General features: G+C 67.2%; 8 protein-coding genes and 1 pseudogene. 5 read left to right on the top strand and 4 right to left on the bottom strand.

The window, feature by feature from the left end; genetic code table 11:
* Positions 1–41 precede the first annotated feature (41 nt).
* Positions 42–1,541, bottom strand: a complete 1,500-nt coding sequence (locus MMSP_RS04105) for an NAD(P)/FAD-dependent oxidoreductase (RefSeq protein WP_020785592.1) — start codon at positions 1,539–1,541, stop codon at positions 42–44.
* 305 nt (positions 1,542–1,846) lie between these two features.
* Between MMSP_RS04105 and MMSP_RS04110 the strand changes: the two genes are divergently transcribed.
* Both MMSP_RS04110 and MMSP_RS04115 read left to right on the top strand, forming a co-directional pair.
* The gene (locus MMSP_RS04110; RefSeq protein WP_015357596.1) at positions 1,847–2,932 is read left to right on the top strand and encodes a hypothetical protein; all 1,086 of its coding nucleotides are present in this window, start codon (positions 1,847–1,849) and stop codon (positions 2,930–2,932) included.
* The gene (locus MMSP_RS04115) at positions 2,929–3,702 is read left to right on the top strand and encodes an SDR family NAD(P)-dependent oxidoreductase (RefSeq protein ID WP_020785593.1); all 774 of its coding nucleotides are present in this window, start codon (positions 2,929–2,931) and stop codon (positions 3,700–3,702) included. The genes MMSP_RS04110 and MMSP_RS04115 overlap by 4 nt, the downstream gene beginning before the upstream one ends.
* 34 nt (positions 3,703–3,736) lie before the next feature.
* On the opposite strand, the gene MMSP_RS04120 is transcribed toward MMSP_RS04115, so the two are convergent.
* Positions 3,737–4,771 carry a D-2-hydroxyacid dehydrogenase family protein gene (locus MMSP_RS04120; RefSeq protein WP_020785594.1) on the bottom strand — a complete coding sequence of 345 codons (1,035 nt, stop codon included), beginning with the start codon at positions 4,769–4,771 and terminating at the stop codon, positions 3,737–3,739.
* Positions 4,772–4,893: 122 nt separating this feature from the next.
* Here MMSP_RS04120 and MMSP_RS04125 point away from each other — a divergent pair, with 122 nt between their 5' ends.
* Together MMSP_RS04125 and MMSP_RS04130 are read left to right on the top strand one after the other, a co-directional pair.
* Positions 4,894–8,820: a Pls/PosA family non-ribosomal peptide synthetase gene (locus MMSP_RS04125; RefSeq protein WP_020726918.1), complete on the top strand. Its 3,927-nt coding sequence runs from the start codon at positions 4,894–4,896 to the stop codon at positions 8,818–8,820.
* A gap of 14 nt (positions 8,821–8,834) precedes the next feature.
* Positions 8,835–10,142 (top strand): M1 family metallopeptidase, encoded by a 1,308-nt coding sequence (locus tag MMSP_RS04130; RefSeq protein WP_020726919.1) that lies wholly within the window; start codon positions 8,835–8,837, stop codon positions 10,140–10,142.
* 12 nt (positions 10,143–10,154) lie between these two features.
* Here MMSP_RS04130 and MMSP_RS04135 read toward each other — a convergent pair.
* A pseudogene (locus MMSP_RS04135) lies at positions 10,155–10,542 on the bottom strand (DUF2237 family protein).
* 64 nt (positions 10,543–10,606) lie between these two features.
* Positions 10,607–10,942, bottom strand: a complete 336-nt coding sequence (locus MMSP_RS04140; protein ID WP_011741963.1) for a PE family protein — start codon at positions 10,940–10,942, stop codon at positions 10,607–10,609.
* Positions 10,943–11,487: 545 nt separating this feature from the next.
* On the opposite strand from MMSP_RS04140, the gene MMSP_RS04145 reads away from it, so the two are divergent.
* On the top strand, positions 11,488–11,871 hold the full coding sequence (locus MMSP_RS04145; RefSeq protein ID WP_036426137.1) for a hypothetical protein: 384 nt from the start codon (positions 11,488–11,490) through the stop codon (positions 11,869–11,871).
* The last annotated feature ends 86 nt before the right edge of the window (positions 11,872–11,957 follow it).

Consider the following 11,957-nt stretch of genomic DNA (forward strand, 5'->3'; position numbering starts at 1 on the left):
TCTTGTTACTCCTCGTGGTGGCTCGGCCCGTCTGCGGGCAGTCAGCCCGTCAAGGCCAGCGGGGGTGTGTCGGCGGCGGCCGACGCACTGAATTGCAGGTGGTCATCGTCGACCGGACCTTCGCGTAGCGTCGCGCGGTCTGCGCGGTAGTCCATGCAGGTCCGCCATGGGCCTTCGGTGCCCTGGTGGGGGAACGCGGCGGCGGCACGCTTGACGTATCCGGCGGTGATCTCCAGCAGCGGCCTGGTTGGCATCGACGCGGGCGCGTGCGGGCGACATATGTTGTGACCGTTGGCATCCATGTGGGCCAGCAGTCGGCAGAAGTGCTCGCACACCAGCCCGACCTTGAGCGTCCATGACGAGTTGGTGTAGCCGAAGACGTAGGCGAAGTTGGGGACGTCGCCGAGCAGGAAACCCTTGAAGGCCACCTTCTGGGAGACATCGACGGGTTCACCGTCGACCGACAGGCCGATGCCGCCGAAGGCGAGCAGGTTCAGGCCGGTGGCGGTGACGATGATGTCGGCTTCCAATTCACGCCCGGACTGCAGCCGGATCCCGCGCTCGGTGAACGTCTCGATCTGGTCGGTGACTACCGAGGCCCGCCCGTCGCGAATGGCCTGGAACATGTCGGCGTCCGGCACGACGCACAGCCGTTGATCCCAGGGGTTGTAGTCGGGCCGGAAATGCTCGTCTACCGGATACCCGGTTGGCAGCAGCCGGGCGTTGAGATGGCGGATGACTCGCCGCGCCGCCCCGGGGTAGCGCTGGCAGAAGTGCCACACGAGTCGTTGCTTGGCGACATTCTTCTTGCGGGTGAGGGCGTAGGCCCGCTTCCGGCCGACCAGCTTGGGCAACGTGTTGGCGATGCGGTCCTTGGACGGCACCGGAATGATGTAGGTCGGCGACCGCTGCAGCATCGTCACGTGGCCGGCGGTCTCGGCCATCGCCGGCACCAAGGTGACCGCCGTCGCGCCGCTACCGATGATCAGCACCCGCTTGCCCCGGTAGTCCAGGTTTTCGGGCCACTGTTGCGGGTGCACCACCTGGCCGGCAAAGCGCTCGCGGCCGGGGAACTCCGGTGTGTAGCCCTCGTCGTACCGGTAATAGCCGCTGGCGCAGAAGAACCATTCGCAGCTCATGGTCACGCGTTCGCCGGAGCAGAGGCGCTCGATCGTGACCCGCCAGCGCGCATCCCGGGTAGACCAGGCCGCCTCTATCACCTTGTGCCCGAAGCGGATCGCCCGTGCGAGGCTATTCTCTGCGACCGTCTCCCGAAGGTAGGACATGATGGCGCCGGCACTGGCGATCGCCTTCTCGTTTTCCCAGGCCTTGAACTCGTAGCTGAACGTGTGCAGATCGGAGTCCGAACGAATCCCGGGGTACCGGAACAAGTCCCAGGTTCCGCCGATGTCGTTGCGCGCCTCGACGATTGCAAACGTCTTTGCCGGCTGATGTTCCTGCAGGTAGTAAGCCGCGCCGATGCCCGAGATCCCGGCACCGACGATCAACACGTCGACGTATTCGATGCTGCTGGAGTTCATTTTCGCGTGTCCTGTTCGGGTTGGCTGGCCCCACGGACCGCATTGTCCGCAGGGCGGTGGTTGAACCACCAAGAACACTTTGCGGCAGGACACGGCCCTCAGTCTTGACAGCAAGCGACAACTTTTTGACCATCAAGGACACCGGGTACCGACTAGGTCACAGCAGGTCGGTGGTGGTTTTCAACCCCGCGTCACGGAGCGCCCGGGCCCCTTCCCCTGCCGCCGGTGCACCCGCTGCGCGCCTCCCGCCGCCGTCGTTGACAGTGCCCGCCATATCGACATACCGTGCGTTTGGGAGGTCGCCGATGAGTGGTCCCGCCAAGCTTCGAGTCATCCAATGGGCGACCGGGGGCGTTGGTAAGGCCGCCATCGAGTGCATACTCAATCACCCGCAGCTCGAGCTGGCCGGTTGCTGGGTGCACAGCGCCGCCAAACACGGCCTCGACGTCGGAACGATCATCGGCGCGGCCCGGTTTGGCGTTACCGCCACCAACGACGTCGACGAGTTGCTGGCGCTGGACGCCGACTGCGTCATGTACAGTCCGCTGGTCGCCGATGAGCAAGACGTCAAAGCGATTCTGCGCTCGGGCAAGAACGTGGTCACCCCGGTTGGCTGGGTTTATCCCGACCTCAGCAAACCGCGCGTCAAAGCGGTCGCCGATGCGGCGGTTGCCGGCGGGGTGACACTGCACGGGTCAGGCATCCACCCTGGCGGCATCACCGAACGATTTCCGCTGATGGTCTCCTCGCTCTCGTCCGCGATCACCCATGTCCGCGCCGAGGAGTTCTCCGACATCCGCACCTACAACGCGCCCGATGTGGTGCGCGACATCATGGGATTCGGCGTGCCCCCTGCCCAAGCCATGCAGGGACCGATGGCGGCGCTGCTCGAATCCGGATTCAAGATGTCGGTACGAATGATCGCCGACCACATGGGATTTCACATCGACCCAACGATCAGAGCGACACACGAGATCGCCGTGGCGACCTCCGACATCGCCTCCGATGTGCTGCCCATCGCCGCGGACACCGTCGCCGGCCGCAAGTTCCGCTGGCAGGCACTCGCCGACGGAAAGCCGGTGATCACCGCCGCGGTCAACTGGCTGATGGGGCAGGCCGACATGGACCCGGACTGGTCGTTCGGGGAGCGCGGCGAACGTTTCGAGATCGAGATCACCGGCGACCCGAGCGTGAGTCTGGTGTTCAAAGGCCTGCAGCCAACATCGATTACCGAAGGGCTGCAACGAAACCCCGGCGTCGTCGCGACCGCCAATCACTGCGTCAACGCCATCCCCGTTGTCTGCGCCGCCGATCCCGGCATCGCGACCTACTTGGATCTGCCGCTGTTCGCCGGCCGGCCGGCACGAGCCAGTCGAGGTCTCGAGCGGTGAGCTACTCGCATCCGGAATCACTACGGGGGCACATCGCGATCGTCACCGGCGCCGCCCGCGGGGTCGGCAAGGGCGTCGCGGCCGCGCTCCTCGAACGTGGCGCCGCGGTGCTGCTGGTCGACATCCTCGACCAGGCCCTGGCCGCCACCACCGCCGAACTCGATTCGACGGGTCGCGCCAAAATGCTGGTCGCCGACCTGCGCGATCCCGACAGCGCGCAGCGGATCGTCGCGGCCGCGGTCGACGCCTTCGGCACGGTACACGGCCTGGTCAACAACGCCATCGCGACCAACGAGCCCAAACCATTCGTCGAGATCACCACCGAGGATCTGGCCCTGGACCACGACGTCGGCCCGCGGGCGACGTTTCTGCTGATGCAAGCGGTGTACCCGGTGATGGTCGAGGCTGGCGGGGGCTCGATCGTGAACCTGGGCTCAGGAACCGGCACCGGCGGCGAAGCCAAGTGGGGTGGCTATGCCGCGGCCAAGGAGGCGATCCGCGGATTGTCGAAAGTCGCCGCGCTGGAGTGGGGGCGCGACAACATCCGCGTCAATGTCATCTGCCCGTTCGCCGAGTCGGATGGGGTCAAGCTCTGGAAGCAGTTCGCCCCCGATGACTACGCCAAGGCACTGCGTCGGGTTCCGATGCGGCGTATCGGCGATGTTCGCACCGACGTGGGGGCGCTGGTGGCGTTTCTGCTGAGCAGCGATGCCTCCTTCATCACCGCGCAGACGATTCACGTCGACGGCGGAACCGGCTGCTTCCGATAGCCGCCCGGTGCGCGCGGACGCACTGGCCTGCCGGTCATGACGGTGGCCGCCGAACCGCTTGCGGGTTGGCGATCCGGATGGGGGCGCCGTCCAGCCAGGCGACCACCGCTTCCACGGTGTCGGCGTAGCAGGCACTCGGCATTTCGCGGGTGACATACCCGAGGTGGGGCGACAGGGTCACGTTCGGCAGCGATCGCAACCGGTGATCGACCGGAAGCGGCTCCACGTCATAGACATCGAGTCCGGCTCCGGCGATTCGCCCGGCCTCGAGCGCACCGATCAGCGCGCCCTCGTCGGCGATCGGGCCCCGGGACGTGTTGATCAGGTAGGCGCCGGGCTTCATCGCCGCCAGCTCGCCCGCGCCGACCAAGGCCCTGGTGCGTTCCGAAAGCACCACATGGATGGACACCATATCGGATTGGGCGAAAAGCACCGGCTTGTCCACCCGGCGCACGCCGTGGGCCGCGGCGGCCTCCTCGGTGAGATTCTGGCTCCACGCGATGACGTCCATCCCGAACGCCTTCGCGTATTCGGTCATCCGCTTGCCGACCCGGCCGAGACCGAGCAGTCCGAGCGTCTTGCCGGACAGCGTCATGCCCGTGGTGGTCTGCCAGCCACCCGCACGCAGCTGACGATGCTCTTCGGCCAGGTTGCGCACCGTCGCGATCAGCAGCCCCCAGGCAAACTCAGCGGTGGCGTCGCGCGCGGCCCTGAATCGGGGATGGGCGAAGTTCGAATGAGCGACCAGCACCCCGCGCTCGGTGGCCGCGGCCAGGTCCAGGTTGGGCAGGTTCATGCCGACGATGGTGATCAGCTTCAGGCGCGGCAACCGCTCGAGCAGCGAGCGCGGAAAGGCCATCCGCTCGCGCATGGTGCACACCGCGTCGAAGTCCGCCAGCGCCTCGGCGGCCTCGGCCTGGCCAAGATGGCGGTCGAAAACGGTGAGGGTGGCCCTGCCCCGCACCGGTGGCCAGTCGGCGAGGTCGGTGGCCACGCGCGCGTAGTCGTCGAGAATCGCCACCCGGGGAACGTGGTCTTGGCCGAAGCCATGCGATGCCGGCTGGCTCATTTCCAGGCCCCTATCAGCTATCGACTCGTGTACCGCCCCCTCGCCACTGCATTGTGCCCGGCCCGGCGGCGCATCACCGTGGCGCTCGAGCGGCAATCTCGCCACAGTTGAGTAGGGTTCCTATGGTGGTGACGCCCGAGATCCCCGCGCACTATCTGTTGTCGAGCGCCGCACCCAACCCGCGCACCCTGATCGACATCATCTACGAGACGGCCGCGCGGTACCCGGACGCCGCGGCGATCGACGATGGAACAGTTCAGCTCACCTACAGCGAGCTGGTCGAAGACATGGAGGCCAGCGTGGCCTGGCTCGCCGCCAGGGGCGTGGGCCGGGGCGATCGGATCGGCATCCGGATGCCATCCGGAAGCTATGGGCTGTACACCGCGATCCTGGCGATACTTGCCGCCGGCGCGGCCTACGTGCCCGTCGACGCCGATGATCCCGACGAGCGCGCCGAGCTGGTCTTCGGGGAAGCCAACGTGGTCGCGGTGATCACCGAGGGCGGCATCGAGCGAACACTCGGGGCATCGCGCGGCTGGCGCGCCGGGGCGCCGCTGGTTCGAGACGATGCGTGGATCATCTTCACCTCCGGATCCACCGGTACCCCCAAAGGCGTTGCCGTCACCCACCGCAATGCCGCCGCGTTCGTCGATGCCGAAGCCCAGATGTTCCTGCAAGATAACCCGATTGGCCCCGGCGACCGGGTGCTGGCCGGTTTGTCGGTCGCCTTCGACGCATCGTGTGAGGAGATGTGGCTGGCCTGGCGCCACGGCGCCTGTCTGGTCCCCGCGCCGCGATCGCTGGTGCGCAGCGGGATGGACCTGGGGCCCTGGCTGGTGACCCGCGACGTGACCGTGGTTTCGACCGTGCCGTCGTTGGCCGCGCTGTGGCCGGCGGAGGCACTCGAAGCGGTGCGGCTGTTGATCTTTGGCGGCGAGGCGTGCCCTCCGGAATTGGCCGAGCGGCTCGCGGTGGATGGCCGGGAACTGTGGAACACCTACGGCCCGACCGAAGCCACCGTGGTCGCGTGCGCCGCCCGGCTCGACGGCACCGGGCCGATCAGCATCGGGCTGCCGTTGCCGGGGTGGGACCTGGCCGTCGTCGACGCCAACGGTCAGCCGGTCGGCTACGGCGAGGTCGGCGAGCTGGTGATCGGTGGGGTGGGGTTGGCCCGCTACCTCGACAGCGACAAAGACGCCGAAAAGTACGCCTCGATGCCGTCCCTGGATTGGACGCGCGCCTACCGCAGCGGCGACCTGGTGCGCCTCGAACGTGACGGGCTCTACTTCTGTGGGCGCGGCGACGACCAGGTCAAAGTGGGTGGCCGGCGCATTGAGTTGGGTGAGGTCGACTCGGCGTTGGTCCACCTGGCCGGAGTCAGCGGCGGCGCGGCCGCCGTACGCCGCACCGCCACCGGCACGCCGGTGCTGGTCGGTTACGTGGTCAGCGCCGATCCCGCGTTCGACATCGCCGCGGCGCGCCGTCAACTCGCCGAACATCTGCCCGCCGCGCTGGTACCGCGCCTGGTGCAAATCGACGAGCTGCCCACCCGCACGTCGGGCAAAGTCGACCGCGATGCGCTGCCCTGGCCGCCGCCCGGCAGCAGCGACACCGAAGAGACACCCGATCTGGCCGGCACGACGGGTTGGCTGGCCGGAATGTGGCGTGACCTGCTCGGCGCCGCCATCTCCGGCCCGGAGGCCGACTTCTTTGCACTCGGCGGCGGCTCGCTGGCGGCCGCGCAGCTGGTCGCCATGCTGCGCCACCAGTATCCGCAGGTCACCGTCGCCGATCTGTATGACCATCCCCGGCTCGGATCGCTGGCCGGGTTCCTCGATGAGCTCGGGCCGCCGCCGCAGGTTGACGAACGTGTCGTTGGCCCCACCCCCCGGCTGACCCAACTGATCCAGACGGCCGCGGCGATACCGCTGACCACCTTGGCGGCGTTGCCGTGGGTGACCTGGCTGGCGGTGGGCAACAACATCGCCCATGACTTGCACCTGGTGCCGTGGACCGTGTCGGTGAACTGGTGGCTGATCGTCGTGGCGTTCGTCGCGTTCGTGACACCGTTGGGCCGGATGGGCATCGCGGTGCTGTGTGCACGCATCCTGCTGCGCAAGGTGACACCGGGCAGCTATCCCCGCGGCGGATCGGTACACCTTCGGGTGTGGTTCGCCGAGCGGCTGGCCGAGGCCAGCGGGGCCGAAAACATGGCCGGGGCCCCGTGGCTGGTCTACTACGCCCGCGCGCTGGGCGCCGACATCGGCAAGGGCGTCGACCTGCAGGCGATGCCGCCGGTCACCGGACTACTGACGGTGGGGCACCGCAGCGCGATCGAGCCCGAGGTGGACCTGTGCGGACACTGGATCGACGGCGACCTGTTTCACGTCGGCGCCATCACGATCGGCAACGACGCAACGATCGGGTCGCGAACCACGCTGTTGCCCGGCGCGGTGGTCGGCAAGAACGCCGATGTGGCACCCGGCTCCGGGGTGATCGACAAGATCAAGAACGGCCAGTACTGGAAGGGGTCACCCGCGGCCAAATCGGGCCGGGTCAATCACCCGTGGCCGGACCAGCGACCGCCGCGCCGAGGGCAGTGGGTGGCCGTGTACGGGTTGACCTCGCTGCTGCTTGCCGGTCTGCCGCTGCTGGCCGCGGTCACCGGCCTTGCGGTGATCGCGGCGGCGGTCCGGCACACCCGCAGCCTGTCCCAAGCGGTGCTGCCGGCGCTGTTGTGGACCCCGGTCGCGACGCTGGCCGCCACCGCCGTCTACGTGCTGGTGACGGTGCTGGCGGTGCGCGCGATGTCGATCGGGCTGCGCGCGGGCTACCACCCGGTACGCAGCCGGACGGGCTGGCAACTGTGGACGACCGAGCGGCTGATGGACGCTGCCCGCAACTATCTGTTCCCGCTGTATGCCAGCCTGCTGACGCCGATCTGGTTGCGGATACTGGGCGCCAAGGTGGGCCGCGGCACCGAGATCTCCACCGCCCTGGTGATCCCCAAGTTCACCGTGATCGAGGATGGCGCGTTCCTGGCCGACGACACCATGGTCGCCGCATACGAACTGGGCGGCGGCTGGATATATGCCGCGCCGACGACGGTGGGCCGGCGGGCGTTCTTGGGCAATTCGGGCATCACCCAACCGGGCCGGCGCGTCCCCGACGACGGGCTGGTGGCGGTGCTGTCGGCTACGCCGCCCAAGGCCAAACGCGGCTCCTCCTGGTTGGGCAGCCCGCCAATGAGGTTGCGGCGCAAGCCCGCCGAAGCCGATGCCGCGACCACCTTTGAACCGCCCCTGCGGTTGAAGCTGATGCGGGCCGCGGTGGAGACATGCCGGCTGCTCCCCATGATGGTGACCGTTGCGATCGGCCTGGCCGTGCTGGGCGGTCTGCAGGCGGTGGTGTTGGCGTTCGGGCCGTCAGGGATTTGGTGGGCCGCGCTGCTGGGCGGATTGGTTCTGCTGGCCGCCGGTGCCGTCGCCGGGGTGATCTCGGTCGTGGTGAAATGGCTGGTTGTCGGCCGGATCAAGGCCAGCGAATATCCCCTGTGGTCGTCGTTCGTGTGGCGCAACGAGCTGGCCGATACGTTCGTCGAAACCGTCGCGGCTCCGTGGTTCGCCCGCGCGGCCGGCGGCACACCCGTGCTGAACATGTGGCTGCGTGGCCTGGGGGCCCACATCGGCCGCGGGGTGTGGTGTGAAAGTTACTGGCTGCCGGAGGCGGACCTGGTGACCCTCGGCGCGGGATCCACCGTCAACCGCGGCTGCGTGGTGCAGACCCATCTCTTCCACGACCGAATCATGCGGATGGACAGCGTCGTTCTGGAACCCGGCGCGACCCTCGGCCCGCATTGTGTGGCGTTGCCCGCGGCCCGGTTGGGCTCGGGCGCGACGGTCGGTCCGGCCTCACTTGTTGTCCGCGGCGACGAGGTACCCGGGTCGACGCGCTGGCAGGGCAATCCGATCAGGCCGTGGCAGACTCGCCGCAAGAAGTCCAGCGGCACAAAACAATCCGAAGGCGGCGCAAAGGACACTGCCGCGTGAAAGCATCCGCCAAGATGCCGAAGAAAGCTATCAAAATCATCGATCCATACCTGCCCCAGAACGGCAACTTCGGCTACCGGGTTTCACGCTACGAGCTGGACCTGGAATACAAGGTTGCGATCAACCGACTGTCGGGAACGGCGACGATCACCGCGGTGACCCTGACCGAGTTGCAGGAATTCACCCTCGATCTATCCGATGCGCTGTCGGTGTCGAAGGTGTTGGTCAACGGCAAGCGCGTCGCGCGCTTTGCCAGCCGCAACGGCAAGTTGCGCATCGGGTTGACCTCGAAGCTGGCTACCGGAGTGGCGTTTTCGGTTCTCGTGCGTTACAGCGGAGCGCCGCGGCCCCTGCAAACGCTCTGGGGTGAAGTCGGATTCGAGGAACTGACCGAAGGGGCGCTGGTGGCCGGCCAACCCAACGGCGCGGCCTCGTGGTTTCCGTGTAACGACCATCCCAGCGCGAAAGCGGCGTTTCGCATCCAGATCAGCACCGAGAGCTCCTACCGGGCGATTGCCAACGGCAAGCTCGTCGGGCAGCGGGTACGGGCGTCACAGACCGTGTGGACCTACGAGCAGCCCGAACCCACCTCGACCTACCTGATCACCCTCCAGGTCGGCGTCTACGTCATGGCCCGGATGTCCAGGTCCCCGGTGCCGATCAGGGCGGCGCTGCCCGAACGGCTGCGCTCCGAGTTCGACCACGACTTCGCCGGGCAGCCGGCGATGATGCAGTTGTTCATCGATCTGTTCGGCCCGTATCCGCTGGCGAACGGATACACGGTCGTGGTCACCGACGATGCTCTGGAGATACCGCTGGAGGCGCAAGGCATCTCGATCTTCGGCGCCAATCACTGCGATGGCACCCGTTCCAGCGAACGGCTCATCGCGCACGAACTGGCGCACCAGTGGTTCGGTAACTCGGTGACGGCGCGGCGATGGTGCGACATCTGGCTGCACGAGGGATTCGCCTGCTACGCCGAGTGGCTCTGGTCGGAGCACAGCGGCGGGCCCAGCGCCGATGAGCTGGCCCGCTATCACCACCAGGAGCTGCGGGGGAAACCGCAAGACCTGCTACTGACCGATCCCGGGCCCCAACTGATGTTCGACGATCGCGTCTACAAGCGCGGCGCGTTGGCCCTGCACAGCCTGCGCGGGCGGTTGGGTGACGCGAAATTTTTCGCCCTGCTCAGGGATTGGACGACGCGGTACCGGCACGGCACGGTCATCACCGACGACTTCACCGGCCTGGCCGCCAACTACGCCACCGAGTCGCTACGGGACTTGTGGGACACCTGGCTGTATTCGACCGCAGTGCCCTGACGCCGCCGGCCACTACAAGTTGGCCAGGTCATCGGGTACATCGACGGCGTGTTCTTGCAGCACCTCGAGTGGCACCAACTTCCAGTGCCCGCTCGTTGGTGGATGCCAGCACCACCGGCGCGGCGCAGCCGTCATAGTGGGCACGCAGCCAATTCACCGCGACGACGCACCAGCGGTCGCCTGGCAGCAGTCCGGGAAAGCGGTACTCCGGCACCGGGGTGGACAGGTCGTTGCCGATCGAACGCTGATGTTCGAGGAACTCGGCGGTCACCACCGCGCAGATCGTATGCCGGCCAACGTCCTCGGGCCCGGTAGCACAGCAGCCGTCACGATAGAACCCGGTGGGCGGCTCAGTCCCACACTGCTCCAACGGGTTACCCAGCACGTTGCGATCAGCCACCTGCCCAGTATCGCTCGTTCAGGCGCGAAATTGGCTGAAGCGGCGGGGATACCCAGCCACACGATCAGACGTTCGCCAACGCCGATCCCGACCGCCATCCGACGTCGATCAGGTTTCTGGCCACCGCCACGTCGGTGTCGGCGTACATCCGCGCGATCGCGTTGACGGCCTCGCCGGCCCTCCTGAGCTCTTCCTGCGCCGCCTGATTGAGGGCAAGCATTTGTCCGGCGTGTTTAGTGAACGCCAGCATCGCCTGGGTGGAAACCTCGTCGGCCCCAGCCGGCCGCACCGAAGTTATGGAAGTGGCCGCCGTCGCGCCGGCCTGCAGACCCCGAAAGGCGCCTTCGGCCAACTGCGCACCAATATCGGCGGCGACCGGATCGATCGACATCGACTGCATCTGGTCCTCCTTAGTTGCGCGGACTTGGGCCCGATGACCGCAACGGCCGGATGAGCGCACACCAGTCCCGGATGGGCCGTGACCGTGTGAGCGACACCACAACCAATGTTTATAGCGACAGTAGTAACTGGCCATAGTTGTATTCGTCAAGACTTTTACCATGGCGTTAGATTCCCGATGTTGAGCCCGGGGTAACGCCGGTAGCCGTTATGCCACCGCATATTTCGCGACTCGGCTCGTTCGGAGGCCCCTCCCGACGACTGAGCGGGCAGGACAGATGCGTGCGCTCGCAAACCGCGCCGCAGCGCTCATCGCACCCCCGGGAATCGCCGCGAGGCGGCTCCCGAACCGGCCGGCATTGCCCGCCCCCACCGATGCCGCCGGGCCCGTCTTTCGAGCATCCGATGATGCGCGGCCCGCTACTGACGTTTGTCGGGCCGAGGTTTCACACGACGAAGGTGCGACGCACGCTGTACCAAAGCCGCCCCAGGGCCATACCCCCCTCGGGTTTGCTGGCAAATCTACTTCGCGGTAGGTTCAGCCGCGTGATACTTACCGGTGCCTTTCTCGCGGACGCCGCTGCCGCGGTAGACAACAAACTCAACGTGTCGGGCGGCGTGCTGTCCCGTTTCGCGGTCGGGCCTGATCGTCTGGCCCGGTTTGTCCTGGTAGTGCTGACCCAGTCGAACCCGGGCAGCACGGATCGGCAGCTCACTGTCGAGGCATGGCCTCCCGCGGATGCCGAAGCCACCCGGCTGCAATTCGAGGTTCCGGAGGCCGCCGTGGCCGAGTTTCCGGGCTTCGCCTTCTTCGAGATCCAGCTGCGCCTTCCCATCGACGGCCGCTGGGAACTCGTGGCCAGCTCCGACACCGGGTCGGTCACGCTTCCGGTGCTGGTCACCGAGATGCCCCAACAGTTGGGCTTCTAGGCCCCCGTCAGTACCCTCCCCGGCCGCCCATCGGGGTCTGTGAGCGCCAGAAACGCGGTCCGATCGGGAAGCGGGCTCGGGACATC

Source organism: Mycobacterium sp. 012931, assembly GCF_000419295.1.
Classification (GTDB): Bacteria; Actinomycetota; Actinomycetes; order Mycobacteriales; family Mycobacteriaceae; genus Mycobacterium; species Mycobacterium marinum.